Annotated in this window: 20 protein-coding genes and 1 pseudogene; 10 read left to right on the forward strand and 11 right to left on the reverse strand. The window is 62.4% G+C overall.

The genetic code is table 11. The features are described from left to right. Positions 1 to 516 (reverse strand): GAF domain-containing protein (locus tag QYH69_RS33265; RefSeq protein ID WP_308835920.1); only part of this gene is annotated, 516 nt, incomplete at its 3' end. 324 nt (positions 517 to 840) lie between these two features. On the opposite strand from QYH69_RS33265, the gene QYH69_RS33270 reads away from it, so the two are divergent. Both QYH69_RS33270 and QYH69_RS33275 read left to right on the forward strand, forming a co-directional pair. After that, the gene (locus QYH69_RS33270; RefSeq protein WP_308835921.1) at positions 841 to 2,235 is read left to right on the forward strand and encodes a selenium-binding family protein; all 1,395 of its coding nucleotides are present in this window, start codon (positions 841 to 843) and stop codon (positions 2,233 to 2,235) included. A 19-nt stretch (positions 2,236 to 2,254) separates the two neighbouring features. Continuing rightward, a complete protein-coding gene (locus QYH69_RS33275) occupies positions 2,255 to 2,941 on the forward strand; it encodes a hypothetical protein (RefSeq protein ID WP_308835922.1) in 687 nt (228 codons plus the stop codon). Between the two features lie 110 nt (positions 2,942 to 3,051). Here the strand turns inward: QYH69_RS33275 and QYH69_RS33280 are convergent, their stop codons facing one another. Both QYH69_RS33280 and QYH69_RS33285 read right to left on the reverse strand, forming a co-directional pair. After that, the gene (locus QYH69_RS33280; protein ID WP_308835923.1) at positions 3,052 to 4,161 is read right to left on the reverse strand and encodes a hypothetical protein; all 1,110 of its coding nucleotides are present in this window, start codon (positions 4,159 to 4,161) and stop codon (positions 3,052 to 3,054) included. 36 nt (positions 4,162 to 4,197) lie between these two features. After that, positions 4,198 to 5,232 carry a hypothetical protein gene (locus QYH69_RS33285; RefSeq protein WP_308835924.1) on the reverse strand — a complete coding sequence of 345 codons (1,035 nt, stop codon included), beginning with the start codon at positions 5,230 to 5,232 and terminating at the stop codon, positions 4,198 to 4,200. A gap of 258 nt (positions 5,233 to 5,490) precedes the next feature. On the opposite strand from QYH69_RS33285, the gene QYH69_RS33290 reads away from it, so the two are divergent. Continuing rightward, a complete protein-coding gene (locus QYH69_RS33290; protein WP_308835925.1) occupies positions 5,491 to 5,982 on the forward strand; it encodes a hypothetical protein in 492 nt (163 codons plus the stop codon). Positions 5,983 to 6,113: 131 nt separating this feature from the next. Here QYH69_RS33290 and QYH69_RS33295 read toward each other — a convergent pair whose 3' ends face one another. The 5 genes from QYH69_RS33295 to QYH69_RS33315 all read right to left on the reverse strand — a co-directional run bounded on the left by QYH69_RS33295 (position 6,114) and on the right by QYH69_RS33315 (position 11,248). Next, entirely contained in the window at positions 6,114 to 6,479 is a 366-nt protein-coding gene (locus QYH69_RS33295) for a response regulator (RefSeq protein WP_075159281.1), read from the reverse strand. Between the two features lie 22 nt (positions 6,480 to 6,501). Next, a complete protein-coding gene (locus QYH69_RS33300) occupies positions 6,502 to 7,461 on the reverse strand; it encodes a chemotaxis protein CheX (RefSeq protein ID WP_308835926.1) in 960 nt (319 codons plus the stop codon). A gap of 31 nt (positions 7,462 to 7,492) precedes the next feature. Then, the gene (locus QYH69_RS33305; protein WP_308835927.1) at positions 7,493 to 8,086 is read right to left on the reverse strand and encodes a hypothetical protein; all 594 of its coding nucleotides are present in this window, start codon (positions 8,084 to 8,086) and stop codon (positions 7,493 to 7,495) included. A 9-nt stretch (positions 8,087 to 8,095) separates the two neighbouring features. Beyond that, on the reverse strand, positions 8,096 to 8,818 hold the full coding sequence (locus QYH69_RS33310) for a methyl-accepting chemotaxis protein (RefSeq protein ID WP_308835952.1): 723 nt from the start codon (positions 8,816 to 8,818) through the stop codon (positions 8,096 to 8,098). Positions 8,819 to 8,893: 75 nt separating this feature from the next. Further along, positions 8,894 to 11,248, reverse strand: a complete 2,355-nt coding sequence (locus tag QYH69_RS33315; protein WP_308835928.1) for a HAMP domain-containing protein — start codon at positions 11,246 to 11,248, stop codon at positions 8,894 to 8,896. A 384-nt stretch (positions 11,249 to 11,632) separates the two neighbouring features. On the opposite strand from QYH69_RS33315, the gene QYH69_RS33320 reads away from it, so the two are divergent. Together QYH69_RS33320 and QYH69_RS33325 are read left to right on the forward strand one after the other, a co-directional pair. Beyond that, positions 11,633 to 12,676 carry a transporter gene (locus tag QYH69_RS33320; protein ID WP_308835929.1) on the forward strand — a complete coding sequence of 348 codons (1,044 nt, stop codon included), beginning with the start codon at positions 11,633 to 11,635 and terminating at the stop codon, positions 12,674 to 12,676. A gap of 154 nt (positions 12,677 to 12,830) precedes the next feature. Next, positions 12,831 to 14,606 carry a phospholipase D-like domain-containing protein gene (locus QYH69_RS33325; RefSeq protein WP_308835930.1) on the forward strand — a complete coding sequence of 592 codons (1,776 nt, stop codon included), beginning with the start codon at positions 12,831 to 12,833 and terminating at the stop codon, positions 14,604 to 14,606. A 47-nt stretch (positions 14,607 to 14,653) separates the two neighbouring features. Here the strand turns inward: QYH69_RS33325 and QYH69_RS33330 are convergent, their stop codons facing one another. Both QYH69_RS33330 and QYH69_RS33335 read right to left on the reverse strand, forming a co-directional pair. Beyond that, positions 14,654 to 15,148 (reverse strand): MgtC/SapB family protein, encoded by a 495-nt coding sequence (locus tag QYH69_RS33330; RefSeq protein ID WP_308835931.1) that lies wholly within the window; start codon positions 15,146 to 15,148, stop codon positions 14,654 to 14,656. A gap of 13 nt (positions 15,149 to 15,161) precedes the next feature. After that, positions 15,162 to 15,605, reverse strand: coding sequence for a hypothetical protein (locus QYH69_RS33335; protein WP_308835932.1), 444 nt, complete (start codon positions 15,603 to 15,605; stop codon positions 15,162 to 15,164). Between the two features lie 175 nt (positions 15,606 to 15,780). Here QYH69_RS33335 and QYH69_RS33340 point away from each other — a divergent pair, with 175 nt between their 5' ends. The 5 genes from QYH69_RS33340 (at position 15,781) to QYH69_RS33360 (ending at position 23,950) form a co-directional block, all read left to right on the forward strand. After that, positions 15,781 to 17,037 carry a TolC family protein gene (locus tag QYH69_RS33340; RefSeq protein WP_308835933.1) on the forward strand — a complete coding sequence of 419 codons (1,257 nt, stop codon included), beginning with the start codon at positions 15,781 to 15,783 and terminating at the stop codon, positions 17,035 to 17,037. 16 nt (positions 17,038 to 17,053) lie between these two features. Then, on the forward strand, positions 17,054 to 18,526 hold the full coding sequence (locus QYH69_RS33345; protein WP_374992553.1) for an efflux RND transporter periplasmic adaptor subunit: 1,473 nt from the start codon (positions 17,054 to 17,056) through the stop codon (positions 18,524 to 18,526). A gap of 62 nt (positions 18,527 to 18,588) precedes the next feature. Then, positions 18,589 to 21,834, forward strand: a complete 3,246-nt coding sequence (locus QYH69_RS33350) for a CusA/CzcA family heavy metal efflux RND transporter (protein WP_308835935.1) — start codon at positions 18,589 to 18,591, stop codon at positions 21,832 to 21,834. Next, positions 21,822 to 22,526, forward strand: coding sequence for a heavy metal response regulator transcription factor IrlR (irlR, locus tag QYH69_RS33355; protein WP_308835936.1), 705 nt, complete (start codon positions 21,822 to 21,824; stop codon positions 22,524 to 22,526). Before QYH69_RS33350 ends, irlR begins: the two co-directional genes overlap by 13 nt. Next, the gene (locus tag QYH69_RS33360; RefSeq protein WP_308835937.1) at positions 22,523 to 23,950 is read left to right on the forward strand and encodes a heavy metal sensor histidine kinase; all 1,428 of its coding nucleotides are present in this window, start codon (positions 22,523 to 22,525) and stop codon (positions 23,948 to 23,950) included. The genes irlR and QYH69_RS33360 overlap by 4 nt, the downstream gene beginning before the upstream one ends. On the opposite strand, the pseudogene QYH69_RS33365 reads toward QYH69_RS33360, so the two are convergent. After that, positions 23,947 to 24,140, reverse strand: a pseudogene (locus tag QYH69_RS33365) (DUF2970 domain-containing protein). The gene QYH69_RS33360 and the pseudogene QYH69_RS33365 overlap by 4 nt on opposite strands. Positions 24,141 to 24,285: the final 145 nt, after the last annotated feature.

Here is a 24,285-nt window from a genome sequence, read left to right on the forward strand (position 1 = left end):
GTAGCCATGTCGTTCTGTGAGCCAAGGAGTTGGTAGAATGTTTTGTCTTCCTAAGACCGCTTGGCCTCCGACTTTGCCTTGCACGCGAATCGGAATATCGAGCATCGCGGTGACACCGAGCGGCGTCAGATAGCTGGTGCCGAACTCGCAGGTGCGCGGGTCGCGATGCGCGTCGTCGGCGACGATCGCTTCACTCGATGCGAGCGCCGCGAAATACGCGGGATACGACTCGGCGCGCAACTGCGCGCCGTCGCTGTGGCGGTTCGCGCTGCATTCGTACAGATCGAGGCAATGAATCGCCGTGCGCGCGCTGTCATAACGCCACAGGCTCACGCGCGCGACACTCATCAGGCGCGCGGCCGTTTCGGTGATGAAGCGCAGGGTCTCTTCGAGATGCTCGCCGTGCGAAACGTCGATGCGCGATAGTGCAGCGAGCGCGGCCTGCTGCTCGAGCAGGCCTTCGCGCCTGACACGCGGACTCGAATACGGAGTGGTGGATCGCCCTGAAGTAGTCACCGCGTTCTTCCCCAGGCTGCACACAGATGCAATGCGAATAGCGGGTACTTTACACCTTGCCTTCAACGTTTGACAGGGATTGCAGCGCGTGCTTTTTGTGTGAAGTAAACGTCGCCATTTCCCGGAAACGCTCACCTTTCAGGGCCGCTGCGTGCTTGCGTGAGCATCCCGCTGCCGCCCGGTCGCGCAACGCTCGGTTCTCCGTCACGACGACGTGCGTCGACGCGCCACCCTTTTCCGTTTAATTGCCTACGATTGAAAGCTCATGCAACGCCAGGCGCGCTGTCGCGGCGCAGCATCGATCACCCCATCCGGAGAACCGAAATGGCGACGTGGAAACCCGATCCCACTTTCTATCCGTCGGCGAGGCTCGCAGGCGGCGCACCGAAGGAGACGCTCGCCTATGTCGCGAGCTTCGACCCCTTGCGAAAGCTGCCCGACGATATCGCCGTGGTCGATGTCGACGCTTCCTCGGCCGACTACGGGAAAATCGTCAAGCGCGTCGAGATGCCGAACGTCGGCGACGAGCTGCACCATTTCGGCTGGAATGCGTGCAGCTCCTGTCTGTGCCCCAATGCGCCGCATCCGCATTCGGAACGACGTTATCTCGTCGTGCCGGGGCTGCGTTCGTCGCGCATTCATATCATCGATACGAAGCCCGATGGCCGGAACCCGAAAATCGTGCGCGTGCTCGAGCCCGACGAAGTCGCATCGAAGGCCGGCTATACGCGGCCGCATACCGTTCATTGCGGGCCGGCCGGCATCTACGTCGCGTCGCTCGCGAACGACAAAGGCGAAGCGCCGGGCGGCATCTTCCTGATGGACCACGAAACGTTCGATATTCGCGGCCGCTGGGAAATCGACCGCGGCCCGCAGGAACTCGCCTATGACGTGTGGTGGCATCTCGGCTACGACACGGTCGTCACGAGCGAATGGGGGCTGCCCGCGACCTTCGAAAACGGCCTCGTGCCGGACGTGCTGCTCGGCGGCAAATACGGCCACCGTCTGCACTTCTGGGACATCAACACGCGCAAGCACAAGCAGGTCATCGATTTCGGCGCGGAAAACCAGCTCGTTTTCGAACTGCGCCCCGCGCATAACCCGACGAAGGCATACGGCTTCGTCAATTCGGTAATCAGCCTCAAGGACCTTTCGTCTTCGATCTGGACGTGGTACCGCGAAGGCAACGAGTGGGCGGCACGCAAGATCATCGAAATTCCCGCCGAGCCGGCCGATGCGGATGCGTTGCCACCGATGCTCAAGGGCTTCGGCGCGGTGCCGCCGCTCGTCACCGACATCGCGCTGTCGCTCGACGACCGTTACCTGTACGTCTCGTGCTGGGGCACCGGCGACCTGCGCCAGTACGATGTGTCGGATCCGTTCCGTCCGGAACTGACGGGGACGGTGCGCATCGGCGGCATCGTTTCGCGCGCGACGCATGCGGGCGCGGACGGCAAGCCGTTGAACGGCGGCCCGCAAATGGTCGAGGTGAGCCGCGACGGCAAGCGCGTGTACTTCACGAACTCGCTGTACGGCGTGATCGACGATCAGTTCTATCCGGACGGGCTCGACGGCTGGATGGTCAAGCTCGATGCGGCGCCGGGCGGCGGCCTTGCGTTCGACCCGAAATTTTTCCTCGAGTGGCCGGACACGCATCGTCCGCACCAGATACGCCTCGAAGGCGGCGACGGTTCCTCCGACTCGTACTGCTATCCGTAATGCGTGCAACGGACACTTTATGAACGACCTGTTTGCGGGCGGCCTCGCATCGACGTGGGCCACCGTGATCGGCAGCGGCGTATTTCACGGCGTGAATCCGGCGATGGGATGGCTGTTCGCCGCCGCGCTCGGCCTGCAGCGCGGCAGCCGCAAAGCGATGCTGCTTGCGCTGCCGCCGATCGCGCTCGGTCACGCGGCGTCGGTGCTGCTCGTGATGACCTCGGCGATCGCGTTCGGCGTGTTCGTGCAGACTTCGCATCTGCACGTCGCGTTGGGCGCGATACTGATTGCGTGGGCCGCGTATCACCATCTGTATGGGCATCGTCATCGCGTGCGGGTTGGGATGACGGCGGGATTCATCGGGCTTGCGCTATGGTCGGCCGCGATGGCAACGATGCACGGCGCGGGCTTGATGCTGATTCCGGCGCTGCTGCCGGTTTGTGGCGGAGCATCCGCTGTTTCAGCTTCGGCTTCTGCTTCGATCGCTTCCAGTGCGGCGGCAAGTTTGCTGCCTTCGTCGTTGCAGATGGTGGGACAAATGACCGCGCTGCATACGGTCGTCACGCTGGTGACCGAAGCCGCGATTGCCTTCGCGGCCTATGAATACCTCGGGCTCGGCCTGCTGCGACGCGGGTGGATCAATTTCGACTGGCTGTGGTGCGGCGCGTTGACGTTGACGGGTGCGCTGCTGATCGTGACGGCGTAGGCACTGAAACGGCTCTGTGCTTTCACTTTTTGCGGGTCCTTTCCATGTTCCCGGATATCCTCACCTGTTGCGTTGGGCCTCCCGGATCGGCTCACCATCGAAAGACGGCTTCAGCCTCTTATCCACATGCGTAGCCGGTCGCGCCAACCCGCATGCAGATGCCTGCGCGCTGTCCAGTTGTAATCCGGACAAACTCGCGCGCGCCATTCGTCGGCCTCGCCCGTGAAGCGCGAAACGCCGAACTGCTGCGGCGCTTCGAACAGGTCGAGATATGCGCGCCGATAGTGCTCGATCGTTGCGCGCTCCGCATAGTGCGTCTCCATCCAGCGCCGCGATGCCGCGCCGATTTGCTCACGTAGCGTTCGGTCCGCGAGCAGCGCGCGCAACGGCGCTTCCGCCTCTTCTAGCCGTACGTCGACCCACGGCAAATCGGTTGCGCCGGTCAGCTTGCGCAATTGCGACTGCACGCGCTGGTCCAGATAGCCGAGCGTCGGCTTGCCCTGCGCCAGCGCTTCGAGTCCGCTCAAGTGATAATTGCCGGTCACGCATTCGTCGATTGCGACGGCCGCGTGTCGCTTGAGAAGCAGACACTGATCGTGTGGCGTATCGACGATCAGCTGCAAGCGGCACAGTCCCTCGCGTTCGAGCTTGCGCAACAATGCGAGCGTTTGCGGCACTCCCTTCGTCTCCCAGCGCGCTTTCCATGCCGATGCACGACCGCTCGGCGAAAACGTCACGATCGGCGTGCCGTCCTCTTCCGGATGAGGCAAATAGCGCGGATCGTCGATCGGCACCACATTCGGCACGACGCGCGCATATGGATAAAAGCGCTCGGGGCCCTGCGCGATCACCAGCTGCGGCATCCCTTCCCGCACGATGCGCTCGATCAGGCCCGCGTCGCCGTTCGCCCATAAATCCGGCGCCGAGTGGTATTGACGGATCAGCCTCTTGTCGCCGAATCGCTGCTGAAAGTTCGCACCGAAAGTCTCATCGAACGAGAAGTATTGGTGAATGTGGATCACGTCCGCTTCGGCGATCGCGTCGAGCGCTTCCTGCTGCTGGGTCCGCCAGTCGAGGTCGATGGCGAATGTGCGCGTCCGGTAGGCAGCCGCATTGAACACCACATGACGCGCGCGAATATCGGTGAGGCGGTTGAGCGCCGACACGATATTGCCGGGGCTGCCGGCCACCGGTGTGTTGGATAGATGAACGACCTTCATAGGATGCGGCTGCGGTGGCAATTGCGCGACTGCGGCTCAGGCCTGCATTTTCCGCGCGGCACGCGTGCGCAGACCGAGTAGCGAGTGCCAGCTTCGCTTCTCGAAGATGCCGGCGTCGAGTGCGCTCTCCATCGACAGATTGACGACGCGTACGCCACGTTGCTTCAGCAAGGCCGACGCCTGCCTGAACGAAGGCTCGATATGCGCGCCGAAATTCCGGTCGAGCGCGCTCGGTTGCATATTGCCTCCGGTTTCGTAGAAGCGCGGCGTGCGCGACGCATTGCGCAGATCGACGCCATGCAGAAATACACTGTCGAAGCCCAGCGAATGCAGCACCTGCAAGCCCGCATATGCAACCGTGCAGCCGTCGAATACGCCGTGCCGTACATCGAGGCTAAAACCGAGCACGCGCTCTTCATCGAACAAGACGAGGTCGCTGCGCGCAGACGACGCGTTCAGATCGCGGCCGCGCAACGCACGTTTTCCGGCCGGATACTGCACGTCTTCGATCACGAACACCCGGCAGCGCATGCCGTCCAGCGGAAAATACTGCGCGATATACCAGAGCACAAGCGGCGTGGCGAACAGAACGAGCGGCTGTCGCAAGATGCGCGCAACGAGATCGGGCCGATTGCGCGCGAACCCTGCATCGACAACGCAGTAATAATCAAAACGCAAGTCGTGCCGGTCCTGCAGCGCAATGGCGCCATTGACGCCCATCACGTGATCGAGATCGAGTTTGCTGTAGTCGATCGCATTGATCGATGGACCCGCCGCAATCAGATGACAGGCTCCGGTACGCGAGCCGAGCAGCGCCGACGTGTTTTCGATAGCGAGCCGGTGTCGCCCGATACGCATCGCCGCAATGCATCGTTGCGCATCGCGATCGATCGACACCGCGCGCCACAGGCGCTCGTTATGACGATACGCGCGCGAATGGGTCCAGCGATAGAACAGCTTGCAGAGGGTGGCGGATAACCGCCGGGTTCGGCGCGGCCATACATAGGCGCTCGCCTCCGGCGCTCCCGCCGAGGCATCGGCTAACGATACCGTCCGGTCGACTGACAGCATAGGGTGTCCCCCCCAGCAGTGCGCCGGGACTGGCGCACCGAGTGGGGCACAGTCTAGTGCCGTCGCGTGTTACGCGCATTACGACCATTAAGCCGATTGATTACGTTTCGTTACGCGCTGAGCCTCTCAAGCCTGAGACTTCTATGCAAACCACATGGTTCGCCCTGCGCTCGATGACAACGGACCGGGGAAATTGGCGTCTCAGAAAACCGTATATACTGTTTATATCGTTTATAAGATTCCGAAGGAGATCGAGTGATGGCAGAAACGGAAAAAGCAACGCCGGCGAAAAGCAATACGAGCGCCGGCAAAACGGCAAAGACCGCAAAAACCACCAAGGCAGTGAAGGCAGTGAAATCCGCAAAGCCCGCCGCTAAGCCTGCGGTTGAGGCAGCTAAACCCGCTGTGAAGGCGCCGAAAGCGGATCAAGCACAGCAGCAGCCGGCCGGGAAGGCCGTCAAGGCAATCAAAAGCGTGAAGAAGGCCGCGAACCCGAAAGACGGCAAAGAAGAAAAGGCGCGCCGCATCAAGAAAGACAAGGTCGTGCGCGATAGCTTCACGATGCCGAAGTCCGACTACATGAAAATTGCCGAACTGAAGCAGCGCTGCCTCGATGCGGGCGTGTCGGTAAAGAAGAGCGAATTGCTGCGCGCAGGCCTCGCACTGCTCGCCGAGGCGCAGCCGAAGCGGCTTATCGCCGCTGTGTCGGCGCTCGATACCGTTAAGACAGGGCGCCCCGCGAAGTCCTGAACGAAAATGCGAACGGGCAGGCGCGCGGCAGGGCTCCTTTCTGCGGCACCAACCTGCGGCACCAACCTGCCGCATTGAAACCGCCCTGCCGCGCCAAACCGGCCGCCTCAACGCTGCTTCGATGTGCGCGCTCAGCCTGCGAGCTTGCGGAACGTCTCGAGCACCGCTTCACCCTTGAACGGCTTGACGATCCAGCCCTTCACGCCCGCTGCCTTGCCGCGTTCCTTCATTGCGGGGCTGCTTTCGGTGGTCAGCATGATCACGTTGACCGTCGCATTGCCGAGTTCGCCGCGAATCTTCTCGACCATCGTCAGGCCGTCCATGTTCGGCATGTTCACGTCGCTGATCACGAGCTTCGTGCCGGGGCTGGCCTTCAGTTTCGCGAGGCCGTCCTTGCCGTCAACTGCCGTATCGACGTCGAGACCGTTTTTCTTCAGAAAGCCGGCCACTTCGTCGCGCACCGTGCTCGAATCGTCCACTACCAGAATCTTTGCCATGCTGGTTTCTCCGTAACGCCTGTCAGAACAGATCGAGTTCGCCTGCTTCGACCGTCGTGCCCGGCTGCTCGGTGATCTCCCTGAATTCCTCGGGCGACCAGCTGAGGCTGAACACGAAACGTTGATGCAGGTTGACCGAACGGCCCGATTCCTCGTCGGTGATCGTATAGACGAAGCACAGTTGCGGGTTTTCCGAGCCGAACGAAATGTATTTCTGCCGGTGATTGACGAGCAGCGGCACTTGCACCTGGGCGCGTGCGAGCGTGTCGGCGTCGCCCAGGTAGCGGTTCTTGAACGCGCCCCAGATCAGATTCGTCAGTTCGCCGAGCAGATCGTTGAGGTCGCGGAAATCGGCTGCGCCGTGGCCGGTGCCGCGCCGGTCGAGCAGCGCGAGCAGCGGTTCTTCTTCCGCCTGGATCATCATGTAGCCGCGACACCATGCGCTTTCGAGCGCGATCAGGCTGAATACCTCGCCGAAGATAATGCGGTCGCGCACGATGGTCGGCGGCGCGCAGGTAATCGTGAAGTCCTTGAACAGCGTCGAGAGCTTCGACTCGCTGATTTCCGAAATGCCGCGCACGAGCACATTCGGGTAATCGAGGCTGAAAATATAGCGGTCGATCACTTCGCGCAGCGGCGACATATCCGACGCCACGTAGGCCGCGCAGATAATCTGCCGCAGGCTCTCGGGCAGATCGTCGAGTGTCGTGCGCGCTTCGCGCCGCATGATGATCGGCAATTCGGGGCGCACCGCATACACGCGGTTCGCGATCGCCGCGGCCTCGTCGGGCGAGCCGCCGTAGTTTTCGTCGAGCAGGATCGCGCCGAGGTCGATGTTCGCGCGCAGCACCGACAGCAAACGGCTTTTACGCACCTTCACGCCAACGAGGTTGTTCTCGTCGCAGAAGCGCTTGATGGTGTCCATGTGCAGTGGGCTCTCGTCGAGCACCAGCACCTTGCTGACCGGTTTGTTGAGGTTCATCGCTCGCCTGCGGGTTTGTCCAACGGATAGATCAGAACAGCTCGAGTTCGCCGCTCGTGTCTTCGGCAATGCTCACGTCGGCCATGAAATCGATCGGCGCATGCGCACACACGCATAGCGTGGCGGACAGCTGCACCGAATCGTTGATCGTCACAGCCCACGTCTCGAGCAGGGCGGGCTTGAGCCCTTCCAGATACGGCAGGCAACGCGCGCTCAACATATAGGGCGTCGACATGCCCAGGTCCGGAAAGTAGCTCAGCAGTTCCTGATTGATCGCGCCGCAGCACAGGTTGCAGATTTCCTGGAACACTTCGCTGAACGTCCGTTCCGCGTCACCGTTCGTGTAGTACCCGACGGTCGCGGCGTCTTCGTTCACGTGCAGCATCAGCAACAGACGGAACGAGATCGATGAAATCGTCAGGACCACGACGTTCGCGTCGTTCGCACGATCGGTCGTCGTGCGGGCCACGCCCGCGTTCGCAACGGCCTCGGCGGCCACGTCCGTGCCCTGCCGCCGCGTTTGCGGCACGAATCGACACGTATCGGCCGAGTCCACCGTCAGCCTCGTTTGCGCAGCCTTCTGCAGGATGCGCTCGAAGCTTTCCTTCGCTTGTGCGCTAATCACGTCCGGCGCCTACTGAAGTTTTGCCTGGAACTGGTTCGCGAGTGCTTCGACACTCGCGAGCGACGCGGCGACCATCTTGCCGCCCGCCTGGATGTCCTGAAACGTCGCGGTCGTCGTCAGATCGTTGCGATGGAGGCTGTCGCGATAGCTCTTCGACAATTCCTCCGAACGCGCGGCAAGCGCGCGCACCTCGCTTGCAACCACCGCAAAGCCACGCCCGGCCTGTCCCGCGCGCGCGGCCTCGATCGACGCGTTCAGCGACACGATCACCACGTGCCGCACGATCGACGACAGCTCCTGGTTCTTCGCGTGCATGTCCTGGTTCTGCGTCATCAGCGAGATCATCTGTTCGTGCCAGCGTTCGAACGTCCCCGCCAGACCCTTCAGACGCGACGCTTCGCGGGCGAGCTGCTGCGCGTCGCGCGTCCATTGCTCGCGGTTTCCGGTCGCCTCCTGCAACGACGCGCGCGTTTCGTCGACGAGCGCCGCTTGCTGTGCGAGCGCGCCGCGCAGCTGCTCGATCGATGCTTCGAGTTCGCGCTTGTCTGCTTCAGCTTGCGCAAGCAACGCGGTATGGCGGTCGTCGTCGCGGGCGAGCGCGTCGATTCGCGCATCGGCTTCGTCGCGCAACCGTTCGATCAGCCGCGCGCGATGTAACCGGTACACGACGAATGCGAACACGGCGGTGATCACACCGGCCGCGACGGCAACTGCTACATACTGTTGAATCACACCCATCCTTCAAGCATTCCATAGACGCGAGGCACGATAGCCGGCGTGCGGCCCGCAAGCGCCTCGCGAGCCGGCTCAACCGGCCAGATGACCATGACCGATCGACGGCGAGTGCGCCGTGTCGTCGCTACGCGCGTCCGCACCGAGGCTGTCCACCGCGAAGCTGTCCGGCAGGCAGACGATCGTCTGGAACTGGCGGAACTCGGCGCCCTTGCGGTCGTCGGTGAAACGCAGCTCGATACTGCCGTGTTCGCGGCTCAGGAAATCGCGCACCGCATCCATGCCGACGCCGCGCCCCGATACTTCGGTCACGTGCTCGGCGGTAGAAAAGCCCGGGCGGAAAATGAACTCGGCGACTTCTTCGTCGCTGACCCGCGCATCTGCGTCGATCCAGCCGCGCTCGACGGCAATCGAACGAATCCGGCTCAGCGCAAGACCGCGGCCATCGTCGCTCAGCGTGATCTGCAGCGCGTGCTTGTCGATACCGACTTCGATATCGATCGCACCCGCGGCCGGCTTGCCCTGCGCGGCGCGCACCGCGGCCGTTTCGATGCCGTGATCGATCGAGTTGCGCAGCAGATGCATGAAGACGTTCTTCATCGTGGCGCCGGCCTGGCTGCGCAGGCGATAACCGTTGTCGTCGATACGCACGACCGGCGTTTCCTTGCCCAGTTCGGCGGCCAGCGACGGCAGCGAATCGACTACGCCCGAGAGCGTTTCGGCCACACTCTCGGTGCCGAGCACGCGCAGCATCCGGTGCAGCGCGTCGCGCATCGTGACGAGCGCGTCGACGTCACCGGTATTCGCGGTTTCGATCAATTTCAGGCTGTGTGCAATATGGTCCTTGTCGACCATCAGATAGCGGTCGGCGCCGCCGCGGCGCGCGAGGCGCTTGCGGCCAAGGCTGATTTCATTGATTTTCGCGTAGCTGTCGATCGCCTCGCGCACGCGGCCGAGTTCGGCCATCAGCTGTTCCTGATCCCACACGCGCTCGGCATCGTCACGGCGCAGTTCTTCGTAGCGCTGCTCGGCTTCGTGCACGATGTTCGTCAGATGCTGCAGATTGTACGTGCGCGCATTGCCCTTGATCGTATGCATGTTGCGGAACAGTTCGGCAATCGCGCCGCCGTCGGGCAGCTCGTGCTTGCGGATGATCCGCTCGTTTTCGCTGACGAAGCCACTTGCGCTATCGATGAAGTGATGGAACTTCTCTTCGTTGACCGCGAGAATTTCGCCGATCATCTCGAGGCGGCGCTTCTGTTCGCCTGCTTCGGCCGCGAGCTTGCGCAGCTCGGTCACATCGCGCACGCACAGCATCAGGCGCACGATCGTGTCGCTTTCGTCGGTGATTGCAGACCAGCTCAGATCGAGCGTCTTCACGCGGCCATCGGGCATGCGCTTCGCGATTTCGCTGACGAGCAGATGCTGGTTGAACTCGAAGTTGATCGCATCTTCGCCGAGGCAAGCGTGCGTCGCCGCGTCGATCTGCGAAAGTTCGTCCGCGCCGAGGCCGGTATCGCTGAACACGAGATCCATCAGCGGACGGCCGGCGATGTCGCTCGTTTCGAAGATCGCTTCGAGATAGGCCGAATACTCCGAATGAATCACCGCATCGTCGATCACGGTCAGGATGCCCTGCTGCATGTTTTGCAGCATTGCCTGGATATCGGCCGTCTTCTGTTTCAGCAGCAGCTGGTTTTCCTGGATCTTCTCGATCATGCCGTTGAACGCGACAATCGAGCGGCCAATTTCGTCGAGGCGGCCCACCGGCACGCGGCGAGTGAAATCCTGGCTCGCGGCGATCTCGCTCATCATCGCCTGCATGCGCGACAGCGGGCGCGTGATCTGACGGTATAGCAGCGCGCCGATGCCGGTCAGCAGCAAAATCGCGATGCCGGTGACGGCGGCGATCGCCATGGTGGTGGTCGCGAGCTGGTTGTTCAGACCGGCGATAGCCTCGTCTTTCTGGCGGTTTTTCTCGATGCGCAGCGTTTCGACAATGCCTTCGAGTTCGTCGCGATACTCGGCGACATTCGCGAACAGATATGCCTGGGCCATTTCGTTCTTGCCCGCGAGCTTCATCTTCGCGGTGTCGTCGATGGCGGCGAAGTAGTTGGCAAGGCTTTCCTGTGCTTGCGTCACCAGTCCTTTTTGCGCCTGGCTTGCCGCGTCTTTCCCTTGCAGGGCCAGCGCCTGTTTCAACGTTTCGCGCTTTTTCTTCAGCTCGTCCTCGGCCTGCGAGACTATGTTCGCATCGGGCGCATAGACGAGTGTCATGGTGGCGATCTGAACGTCCTTTACCTGCGAGACGAGGTCGGCGGACGCGAGCGCGCTGGGCACGACGCCTTCCGTCACCTTCCTGACTTCGGTCGCGCTCCCTCTGGTCTGATACACGGCGTAACCGCCGATAGCCGACAGAGCGACGAACATCAAAATCACCTAAAGCGTAATGCGATGACGGATAGTCATGTTGCGATTCCCCGAGGTGGTGCCGGCGTAGGTGTCCTGCTGTCGTTGCAGCGGGATCGTGTCGCCTTATTTCAGTGGCCGTTTTGTCGAGCGGCGTCGCGATTGTTGAGGATGAATGTGACTGAACGATGAATCTTCACAATATCGGCTGCGGCTATGCACCGCGCCGGGCCTTGAAATTACGTATGGATCGGGCTGCAAGACGGGCCGTGAATCATCGCCGGATGAGCGGGCGGCGAAATGAATATGTCACAATATCCGGCGAAATCTGATAGGTTTTCGCCGATTCCATTTGGTTTTCGCCCAGTTCCCCCCAGTTTTCTTTCGATCAAAGCGTCGTTGCCTATGAAACTGAACCTGGCGCCTTCTACTTACGGAGCGGACCAGTCGGGGCTCGTTTGCAGCTTCCGGTTCGTTTCCGGTCAACCGGGCGTACCGATCGACTCCGATTCCGTCGCACGGTGGCTCGCCGATTACGAAGCGAATCGCGAACGTGCGAGCGGCGATTTTCTTTGGCTCCACTTCAATCTTGCGCATGTCGCGAGCGAACGGTGGATGCACGCGCACCTCGACCTGCCCGACGAATATTTCGAGGCGCTGCGCGAAGGCTCGCACTCCACACGCATCGAGCATCAGCACGGCGCGCTGCTTGCAGTCGTCAACGACGTGATCTTCGACTTCGAGAAAACGCCGTCCGAAATCGCCACGCTGTGGGTCTACACGCACAAGAACATCATGGTCACCGCGCGCCTCAAGCAGTTGCGTTCGGTCGACCGCCTGCGCGCCGCAGTGCGCGAGGGCGAGATTTTCAGCACGCCGGCCGAACTGCTGATTCATCTGATGCGCGACCAGGCCGATCTGCTCGTGCAGATCGTGCGCTCGAGCAGCATCGAAGTCGACAGTATCGAAGATCACTTTCTGTCGAAACAGTCGGTGGAGAGCCGCCGCGATCTTGGCGCGATGCGGCGCGTGCTGGTGCGGTTGCAACGGCTGCTCGCGCCGGAGCCCGGTTCTATCTTTCGCCTGCTGGTGCGTCCGCCGAAATGGCTATCGGAACAGGACGTTCAGCATCTGCGCGATTCGACCGAAGAATTTTCGCTCGTGCTCGGCGACCTGTCGGGACTTGCCGAGCGGATCAAGCTGCTGCAGGAAGAAATTGCTGCGCGTCTCGACGAGCAGACGAACCGCACGCTGTTCACCCTGACCCTCGTCACGGTGCTCGCGCTGCCGATCAATATCATCGCCGGCCTTTTCGGCATGAACGTCGGTGGCGTGCCGCTCGCGGAAAATCATCATGGCTTCTGGGTCATGGTGCTGACCGTGGTCGGCCTGACGGCGCTCGCGGGCTGGTGGGTGTTCAGACGCACAGGACGCTCTTCGGGCGGCTGAATATCGTTCGGCCGCCTCGCGGGATGAAAGCCGCACGTATGCTGCAAGCGATACGTCGCCGCCTTGCCTCGAAAACGACATATAAGCTTCATCGTTTCAATATACGTACTAGCCAGACTGGTCTCTTCGGACTCAACGATCGAGGAGGCAACTCATGGCTGTCGTCGTGCGCGCTTATCTGTCCCCCACGCTCGTGCTGCTCGCATTCGATTGGCCGCAAGGCAAAGGCCGGGACGATTTCCTGGGCTTCGCGATCAAACGGACGCCGGGCTTTTTCGATGCATCCGGTAAAACGCGCGAAGCGAGCAGCTGGCTGCCAAACCGGATCACATTCGACGGGCCGGTGCCCGACACACAGCGCGACGCGCCGACGAATACCGCGCCGATCCAGAAGTTCATGTGGTGGGACGCGCGCATCGATCCGCCGGACCGGCAGCAGCATTTCGAATACGAGGTGTATCCGGTCACGGGAAAGCCATCGGCACCCGAACTCATGGAAAGCGAAGCCGCGACGTGCCGCGTTACGTTGCCGGCCCATATCGAACGCGGGATAGGCAGCTGGTTCAACCGTGCGGTGGTCAGCTCGCAGGCTTTCGCGCGGATGGTCGACGCACTGCATCTGACAGCGAAGGAAGCGCCATCGAAAGCCGAGGCGCTGCAATTGCGAACCTGGCTTGCGAACGATATCGAAGATACCTTCAAGACGATCTTCGCCGATGCGCAACGTGCGGTCGCCGCCGTCTATCACCTGACCGATACGTTGTGGGCATTGCCCGCGTTCGAAGCGTTCGGCAAAACGCACGGCAAGACTGCGCTGGCACTCGTCTATGACGCCCATCAGGTGCGCGAAAAGGGCAAGACATTGCCGTCGCCGAACCAGCCCGCCGTCAACGCACTCGAGGGCATCGCAACGCTGTCCGGGCGGACGAAGACGCACATCATGCACGACAAGTTCATTGTGAGCGACGACGGCAACGGCGGATCGCGGCCCGCGCAATTATTGACAGGCTCGGCAAACTTCACGACCGAGGGGCTGACCGAGCAGGCGAACGTGCTGCATCTGTTCGAATCGCCTGCGCTTGCACAGATCTATAGCGATCGCGCCGCGAGCCTTGCGCGGGATCCGACGATCGCCGAAACCGCGAAACTGGCCAACGGCTGGACCGAACCGGTCACGGTTGGCGATGCGAAGGTTCGCGTGTGCTTCTCGCCTGAGCCTAAAGACCAGCGTACGCAAATCGATACGATTATCGACGCGATCGGCATCGCAAAGCATTCGGTAGTGTTCTGCCTCTTTATGCCGACAGACGCGCCGCTGCGCGACGCATGTTTCGAGGCCGGCGACAAAGGGCTCATGATGTTCGGGCTCGTCAATCACATCAGCGAAAAATCGGCCGACGAAGCCGGGCAGGCCCAGCAGGACGGCAAGGTGCTCAATTCCACCGAACTGGCGAACCTCGAGCTCTACCATCGCAGCAAGAACCAGAAGGATGTGATCGATGCGGCGTTCTTTTCGCCGGCCACCGTGCCGGACGGATTTACGCCGGAACTGCAGCTTTTTCCCGGCGAACATGCGCCGCCGTATGCGCCCGTCATCATCCACCACAAGTTTCTCGTGATCGATGCGGAAGGCGACAATCCGGTCGTCTATACGGGCTCCGCGAATATGAGCAACAACTCCGAGCATTTCAACGACGAGAACCTGCTCGAGATTCGCGACAAGCGCATCGCGGGAATTTATCTCGCGGAGTTTTTGCGTCTGTACGAACACTATCGGGCGCGCGCGATTGCGATCGACGAACAGCAGAGCGGTCACAAGCGCGAACGTCTTGTTCTGCAGCCGGACGGGACATGGGCGGACAAATATTTCGTCGAGGGAAGCCCCGAGCAGAAAGCGCGCCTCGCGCTCGCGCATCGGGCTAGCGGCTGACGCAGCGTTGCGTACATCGGCGCGGTGTTGGCTATGCCCGCCTAGCCCTATTCCTCGCTTTCGATGATCGCATCGCGATGTTCCTTAGGTTTCGCGAGCCAGTACCGATGCAGCGCGCGCTCGGCAACGCGGCCGAAAATCAGCAACACCATAAACAGGAACGCCGCGATCAGCGCGATCGACCACGCGCCGACCCCGCACACAATACCCAGCGCGGCGGTCACCCATATCGATGCGGCCGTCGTGAGGCCGCGAATCTTGTCGAACTGAGCGTTCTGCACGATCACGCCGGCGCCGAGAAAACCGATGCCGGTCACGATGCCCTGAATCGCGCGCGACGTCGCGTCGACACCGGCCACCCCATGCAGCGCGAAACCCGCGCCGGCCATCGTCACGAGGCACGAGCCGAGCGCGACGAGGCCAAGCGTTTTGACGCCCGTGGGCTTGCCGCGCATGTTGCGATCGATGCCGATGATGCAGCCGACGAGCATGGCGATAATCATCCGCAACAACGCTTCAGTGAGAATGGGGCCGGGCAGCATAGGCGCTTTGAGATCAGTTTTGCGGTTTCCACGGCCACGATGGATAAAGGCCGGCGGCCGCTTCGGGTGCAGCTCGCGGCAGCGGCGGCAACTCGTCGCCGAACCACGAGACCTCGTCTTTCAGGCTTGCCACATAAGCACGCCAGCCGTCGTCGTTTGCGGCGAACAGCCTGTCGCGCACCACGGCCGCAAGACGGTCGCGATTCAACGCGGTTTCGAGCAATTCGGCCGGCCAGACGGCAAACGCCGTACTGACGCGCCGCGCGAATTCATGCACGGTCATCTCACCCGATACATGCTGCAACAACGGCAGCTTCGCAAGCGCGCCGTGCGCCGATAAAAGCTCGCGCAGCGTAATCGTCGCGTGATCGGCTGAATGGGACAGAACCTTGTCCATCGCCTCGAGCACCGCGCCGAGGTGCAATAGCAGTGCCCGACGTTCGAATGCATCTTTCATCACATCTTCCGTTTAGCAGTCAGGCCCACCATTCTAGTCCGGCTGACGGATATACCTCGAAAAAATGCGTGCGATCACGATTTACGACATGACGAAAATGTCATGTTCGGTTCATCTTCGCACTGTGCCCGATCCGTAGCATCAATCGCATCCAGTCTCACGTTGCGTCCGCTACATGCTCAGATACACACTTTCAGCATTCCTTGCGGTGGTCTCGCTAGGAGCAACAGTGGCCCGTGCGGAGCCTCTCACGCTCGACGACGCATTCGCGCTTGCTGCACAAAACAATCCACAATTGCGCAGCGCCCGCTTCAATGCCGAAGCGACTAGCGGCGCAATCGTGCAAGCCGCTGCGCGCCCGAATCCATCGCTGTCGCTATTGCAGGAAGGATTGAGCGGCGCAGACCGCACCTCGACTGCGCTTATCAACCAGACGATCGAACTCGGCGGCAAACGCAACGCGCGCCTCGATGTCGCGTCATACCGGCGCGAGGCTGCGCTTGCCTCGCTCGATAGCCGTGCGGCCGCGTTGCAGGCCGATGTCGCAAGCGCCTTCTACGGTCTGCTCGCCGCGCAGCGCCAACTGCAGGTGGCCAATAAGTCGGCGCAACTCGCCGCACGTTCCGCCGGCATCGCCGATCGTCGCGCGCGTGCCGGCAAGGTGTCGCCCGTCGAAGCGACGAAGGCGCGCGTGGCCGCCAGCGCAGCCGACATCGAAACGGCCAACGCACGCCGCCGCGTGGCCGCCGCGCTCGACGCGCTCGCGAATGCGACGGGCAGCGAGGCGGCGCGCACGCGTACCGCAACCGGCGATCTCGAGACGCTTGCGTCAGTCGAGCCTTTAGCCGAGCTTCTCCCGCGCATAGACAGCGGACCTGATTCACGCGCGGCGCGCGCCGAAGCATTGCGCGCGAACGCCGCGATCACGGTGGAAAAAGCGAAACGCATTCCCGACATCACGATCAGCGCCGGCATGAAGCGCATCTCGACCGCCGGCGCGGCGATCAATCAGGCGGTGATCGGTATCTCGATTCCGCTGCCGGTCTTCGATACGAACAAGGGCGCGCTGTTAGAGGCCGTGCATCAGGCGGAAAAAGCCGATGCGGACGTCGACGCCGCACGCGCACGTCTGCAGCTCGAATTGACGCAAGCCTATGCCGCATACGAAACCGCCGCCGACGAAGCGCGCCGCCTGAAGGCCGATGTGCTGCCCGCGGCCCGCGGGGCACTCGACGCGGTGTCGCGCGGCTACGAACTCGGAAAGTTCGGATTTCTCGACGTGCTCGACGCGCAGCGCACCCTGTTTCAAGGCCAATCGCAATACGTGCAGGCACTCGGCGATGCGCACCGCGCCTACGCGGAGATAGGACGGCTAGTCGGCGCTCCAGCGTATCCGACCCGACGCGATGCCATCACTTCCATGGGCTACTGACATGAAACATTCGATCTTGCCGCGCAAATACAGGACCAGCGCCATGATTAGCGCCTTCATTCTGATCGCGATCATCGTCGCCGTGCTCCTGCGGGCGCGCGAACCGGCAAGCGCGGCAGCACTGCCCGCTAAAGTTGCAATGGCAACCGATCGTCCAATGGGAAGCAGCGGCGGCACGCTGCTGACGAGCGGCGCGCTCTCGATCGAAGTGTCGATGTCCGAAAAGGATGGGGACGCACGGCTCGTCGTTTTGCCTTTCGTCGACGGCAAGCGCGCCACGAAGAATGTCAGCGTGACCGGATCGCTCGGTCGTTATGACGGCACACGTCAACCGTTGAGCTTCGCCGCTGACGCGGCATCGCGCTTCACCACCATCACCGCCATCGCGCGGCCGCACGTATTTGACGCAACGATCGCGGTCACAGCGAGCGACCGCTCCGCGACTTTCACGTTTTCGCAAGCAGACGGGGCCATCGCGCTCAATGCGGAGCAGATCAAATCCAGCCGAATTGAAATCTCACGGGCGGGGCCCGCGCAGGTGGTCGACCGCCTTCGCCTGCCCGGCGAAATCAGGCTCGACGAAGACCACACCGCGCACGTCGTGCCGCGCGTCGCAGGCATTGTCGAACGCGTGGACGTATCGATCGGGCAAACCGTCAAGCAGGGGCAACTGCTCGCGGTGATATCGAGCCCGGATCTTGCGGACCGCCGCAGCGAACTGCTTGCCGCGCAGCGCCGCTTGAGCGCTGCGCGCACCACGTACGAACGCGAACGGTCGCTGTGGCAGGAGCGCATCTCCGCCGAACAGGATTATCTGCAAGCGCAAACGCAACTGCGTGAAGCCGAAATCGCCGCTCAAAACGCGCGTCAGAAGCTTGCCGCAATCGATGCGAACTCCGGCGCAGGCGCATTGAATCGCTATGAATTGCGCGCGCCGTTCGCGGGAACCGTCATAGAAAAGCACATCGTGGCAGGCGAAGCGGTCGCCGGCGACACCAATGTGTTCGTGCTTTCGGATCTCTCGTCCGTTTGGGCCGAAATGGCCGTGCCCGCGCAGCGTCTGAACGACGTGCGCGTCGGCCGCGCGGTAACCGTCAGCGCCACCGCGTTCGAGTCGAGCGCGAGCGGACGCATCGCCTTCGTCGGCGCATTGCTCGGCGAAGCGACGCGTACCGCGCCTGCTCGCGTCGTGTTGGCGAATCCGGGCGGTGCATGGCGGCCCGGCATGTTCGTCGATGTAGCCGTCGATGCCGATGCTCGCGACGTGCCCGTCGCCGTGCGCGCCGATGCATTGCTGGATATCGACGGCGCGCCGTCCGTGTTCGTCCTGTCGCCGAAGGGCTTCGTCGCACAACCGGTGCAAACCGGGCGGCGTGACGCGCAGACCATCGAAATCGTCGCCGGCCTGCAGCCGGGGCAGCAGTATGCCGCGGCAAACGCGTTCGTACTGAAGGCGGAACTCGGCAAAGGCAGCGCGGAAGAGCACTGACGCGATGCACGACCCCAGCACCTTTCTCTTCGCCGCGTCCCACCCATGAGGTCACACCACAAATGTTCGAACACCTGATACGCGCCGCGATCGCGCACCGCTGGCTCGTGCTGCTCGCGACCGCCGCGATGGCGGCGATCGGCATCTACAGCTACGGCAGACTGCCGATCGACGCCGTGCCCGATATCACCAACGTGCAGGTCCAGGTGAATACGACGGCGCCCGGGTATGCGCCGCTCGAAGCCGAGCAGCGCATTACCTTTCCGATAGAAACGGCCATGGCCGGTCTGCCGCATCTGCAGCAAACGCGTTCGATATCGCGCTACGGCTTGTCGCAAGTCACCGTGATTTTCAAGGACGGCACCGACATCTATTTCGCGCGGCAACTGGTGAACGAGCGCATCCAGGAAGCGCGCGGCAAGCTGCCGCCCGGCATCGAGCCCGCAATGGGGCCGACGTCGACGGGGCTCGGCGAGATCTACCTGTGGACCGTGGAGGCCGACACCGACGCACGCAAGCCGGGCGGCGCGCGCTACACGCCGACCGATCTGCGCGAATTGCAAGACTGGGTAATCAGGCCGCAACTGCGCAACGTGCCGGGCGTCGCCGAAGTGAATTCGATCGGCGGATACGTGAAGGAGTTTCGTGTTGCACCGGATCCGGCGAAACTGATCTCGTACGGGCTCACGTTCGCCGATATCGTCCGCGCGCTCGAGCGCAACAACGACAACGTCGGCGCCGGCTACATCGAGAAACGCGGCGAACAGTATCTCGTACGGGTGCCGGGACAGGCGCGTTCCGCCGACGAGCTCGCCGGCATCGTGCTCAACAATGCCGGCGGCATTCCGGTGCGCGTGAAAGACGTCGCGCAGGTCGACATCGGACGCGAACTGCGCAGCGGCGCCGCCACCGCCGATGGGCGCGAGGCGGTGCTCGGCACCGTGTTCATGCTGATGGGCGAGAACAGCCGCACGGTTGCGAAAGCGGTCGCGGCGAAGATGGTCGAAGTCAATCGCAGCTTGCCGCGTGGCGTGCGTGCGGTGCCGGTCTATGACCGAACAACGCTCGTCGATAAGGCCGTTCAGACGGTTAAGAAAAATCTTATAGAAGGGGCGGCGCTCGTCATTGCGATTCTGTTTTTGTTCTTGGGGAATGTTCGCGCCGCGCTGATCACCGCGTTCGTTATTCCGCTCTCGATGCTGATCACATTCACCGGTATGGCGAATGCGAAGGTCAGCGCGAATCTGATGAGTCTTGGCGCACTCGATTTCGGAATCATCGTCGACGGCGCGGTGGTGATCGTAGAGAACTGCGTCAGAAGGCTCGCCCACGCACAAGCGCTTGCCGGCCGCGTGCTCACGCGCGACGAGCGCTTCGGCGAAGTGTTCGCCGCGTCGCGGGAAGCGCGGCGCCCGCTGATCTTCGGGCAATTGATCATCATGGTCGTGTACGTGCCGATCTTCGCGCTGACGGGCGTCGAGGCGAAGATGTTCCATCCGATGGCGATCACCGTCGTGTTCGCGCTCGCTGCCGCCATGGCGCTGACGGTCACGTTCATTCCGGCGGCCATTGCACTTTTCATCGGCAAGCGTATCGAAGAGAAGGAAAACCGGCTGATGGGCTGGGCGAAGCGGCGTTATGAACCCGTCCTCTCCCTGTTCATCGGTCATCCGGGGCGCGTGCTCGCGGGAGCCACGACGATTGTCTGCGGCGCACTGCTGCTGGCCACGCGGCTGGGCAGCGAATTCGTTCCGAGCCTGAACGAAGGCGATCTCGCGGTCGCCGCGCTGCGCGTGCCGGGCACGAGCCTTTCACAATCCGTTGAAATGCAAAAAACCCTTGAAACGACGTTGAAGCAACGTTTTCCCGAGATCGCGCGCGTGTTCGCTCGCACGGGCACCGCGGAGATCGCGGCGGATCCAATGCCGCCTAATCTGTCCGATGGCTACATCATGTTGAAGCCTGCTGCGCAGTGGCCGGACTCCGCCAAGTCACACGAGCAGTTGCGACAAGAAATTGAGAATGTTCTGTCGGATCTGCCAGGAAACGCCTACGAATTTTCTCAGCCAATCCAGTTGCGATTCAATGAGCTGATCTCGGGGGTTCGCAGCGACGTCGCATTAAAGCTGTTCGGCGACGACATGTCCGTGCTAAGCGAAACCGGCAACCGGCTGGCTGCCGCCCTGTCTCGAGTGCCGGGCGCGTCGGAGGTGAAGGTTGAACAGACGGCGGGTTTGCCGGTGCTCACCGTCGCATTCGATCGCGACAAGCTCGCCCGTTATGGCGTGAGCATCGGCGACGCGCAGGACGCGGTCGCGGCCGCCGTGGGCGGACGCAATGCAGGCCTGCTGTTTCAGGGCGACCGGCGCTTCGATATCGTCGTGCGCCTGCCCGATGCGCTGCGCTCCGATCCCGAGGCACTCGCACGGCTGCCGGTTTCGTTGCCGTCGGCCGTGGGCACAGTTGTCGCGCCAATCGCGCGAACTGCGCCTACCTCGACGGCCGGGTCCGCCGCATCGAGCGCGGCCACGCGCCCGTCCTATGTGCCGCTGTCCGAACTCGCCTCGCTCGATGTCGCACCGGGCCCGAATCAGATCAGCCGCGAAGACGGCAAGCGGCGCATCGTCGTAACCGCTAATGTGCGCGGTCGCGATGTCGGCTCCTTCGTCGCCGAAGCCAGAGCGAAGGTCGGCCAGAACGTATCGATCCCGCCCGGTTACTGGCTCGCATGGGGCGGGCAATTCGAGCAGATGCAAAGCGCCGGCGAGCGCTTGCGCATTGTCGTGCCAGCCGCGCTGCTGATGGTATTCGTCCTGCTCTACGTGATGTTCGGCAATGTCAAGGATGGGCTGCTCGTATTCACGGGCATTCCGTTCGCGCTCAGCGGCGGCATCGTTGCGCTGTGGCTGCGTGGGCTGCCGTTTTCGATTACGGCGGCCGTGGGCTTTATTGCGCTATCGGGTGTCGCGGTGCTGAACGGCCTCGTGATGCTGTCGTTCATCCGCACGTTACGCGAAGAGGGTATCGATCTCGACGCCGCCGTGCGTACGGGTGCGCTGACCCGTCTGCGGCCTGTTCTGATGACTGCCCTTGTCGCCGCACTCGGCTTCGTGCCGATGGCGTTCGCCACGGGAACCGGCGCCGAAGTGCAGCGCCCGCTCGCGACGGTAGTGATAGGCGGCATTCTTTCGTCGACCGCGCTCACGCTGTTCGTTTTGCCCGTGCTTTACCGCGCCGCCTATGCATGCGGCAAGTTCAACGTTTCGTTACTCCGAAGTCGCCGAGGTGATATCCAATGCGAATCCTGATTGTTGAAGACGAGCCGAAAACCGGGCACTACCTGAAAAAAGGCTTGAACGAAGCGGGTTTTGTAACGGACTGGGTGGAAGACGGCGTGACGGGTTTGCATCAGGCGGAAACCGAGCACTACGATCTGATCATCCTCGACGTGATGCTGCCGGGCAAGGACGGCTGGACGGTTCTGCAAAACCTGCGGCGCACGCAGTCGACACCGGTGCTGTTCCTCACCGCGCGCGACGATGTGGACGACCGTGTCAAGGGCCTCGAACTCGGCGCCGACGATTACCTCGCAAAGCCGTTCGACTTCGTCGAACTGCTCGCTCGGGCGCGATCGATTTTGCGGCGCGGCCAGCCGCGCGACGCAACGACACTGAAAATCGCCGACCTCGAACTCGACTTGACGCGACGCAAGGCGCTGCGCCAGGGCACGACGATTCTGCTGACCGCCAAGGAGTTTTCGTTGCTGTGGCTGTTGATGCGCCGCGAGGGCGAAATCCTGCCGCGCGCGACGATTGCATCGCAGGTGTGGGATATGAATTTCAACAGCGATACGAACGTCGTCGACGCGGCGATCCGGCGTTTGCGCGCGAAAATCGACGACACGTACGAGCCGAAACTGATTCATACCGTGCGCGGAATGGGATACGTGCTCGAGCAGCGCGGCAGCGGCGCTGCGTGCGATGGTGCAGACCAGCCATGAGGACCGACATTCTGCCGCGTACACTGCGGGCACGCCTGACGGTGTTGATCGTCGCGTCGAGCACGGCCGTGCTCGCGTTGAGCGGGTTCACGCTATATGAGGCGCTGCGCAACCGCATCGAGGCATCGGCAACCGCCGAAATGGATGCGACGATGTCCGCGCTCAAGGCGCATTTGCCACAGGTGCGGGCAATCGAGGAGATCCCGTACCTGACGGAGACGTGGATCGACATGCTGCATGGGCATGCGAATCTGAGCCTTGCGATCTTCGATAGCGCCGACCGCCGGTTGCTGAGCACACCCGGCTATCGGCACGAGGCGCGCGTCGCCGCGACGCTCGAACGCGCGCGACTGGTGCCGGCGCCGATTGTCGTTCAAGTGCCTCGAGTTGCGCTTCGCTATCTCGCGACCGCTATTCCTCTTGCAACAGGCGAGAACGGCGTGCGTGTGGTCGTGCAATACGACGCCAACGCAGATCGCGCATTGCTGCGCACCTATGCCTGCACGATCGTGCTGATTCAGGTGTGCGGCGTGCTGATTGCCGCGTGCCTTGCGTATGGCATCGCGCTGGTTGGACTCAGCCCTTTGCGGCGGCTGGTCGCACAGGCGGAAGACATGTCGACGAGCCGTCTTGCGCATCCGCTGCCCGATCTGCAGGGCGCCGGCGAACTGCAGGATCTGGGACGCGCATTCAACGGCATGCTGGCGCGCCTCGACGAATCGTTCACGCGCCTTGCGCAGTTTTCGTCGAATCTCGCGCACGACCTGCGCACACCGTTGACGAATTTGCTCGCGCATGCGCAGGTCGTGTTGTCGCGGCAGCGCTCGGCTGCTGAGTATCGCGAAGTAATCGAGACGAGTGTCGACGAATATCAGCGCCTGTCGAGAATGATCGACGATATGCTGTTTCTCGCGCGCGCCGATAGCACGCAGAGCGCGGTCACCATGCGAATGTTCGATGCGTTCGCGGAAGCCTCGCGCGTCGCCGGCTTTTATGAGCCGATGGCCGAATGCGCTTCAGTGGCATTCGATGTGCGCGGCGCGGGCGTGGTTTACGGCAACCCGCTGCTTTTCCAGCGCGCGTTGAGCAATTTGCTGTCGAATGCACTCGCTCATGCACCGCAGGGATCGACCGTCGACATCCACTGTCTCGCAACCGGCAATGGCGACACGATGCTCACGGTGTCGGATGCGGGGCCGGGCATCGAAGCGGCGCACCGCGCGCGCATTTTCGAGCGGTTCTACCGCACTGACCCCGCCCGGCACAATCTTGCGTCGGGCACGGGCGGCGCAGGGCTCGGGCTCGCGATCGTCAGATCGATCATGCAGTTGCACGGCGGCGAGTGCGGCGTGGAAAGCGAGCCGCATGTGCGCACGACTTTCTGGCTGAAGTTTCCGGCATGCGCGCAACGGGCTTCGACCTAGAATCCCTGCACTGTCGCGGTCGCATGCGCGACGAGATGCACGACGCCGAAAATGACCGCGCCGATGCAGAAGGCCATGAGCACGGCGACAAACGGCAGGAGAACGATATTGACGTTAGCGAAGTCCGATCGTGGGACGCGCGCTTGCGCACGCCGAAGAAGCTCGCAAGGACGAGGCGGACAAATTCCATGGCTCTGCGCCTGAAGGTCTGGGGCCGATTTGGGGTTGCGCCCATCGAGTTGCCCTCATCATCGGACCGTTCGTGAACTGAAAACAGCAGCAGATCCGCGTGGAATTCGGGAAGCATCGGCGGCAATCTGTCGCGGGAAGCGGGC

Origin of the sequence: Paraburkholderia sp. SARCC-3016, assembly GCF_031119615.1 — a bacterium.
Lineage (GTDB): Bacteria > Pseudomonadota > Gammaproteobacteria > Burkholderiales > Burkholderiaceae > Paraburkholderia.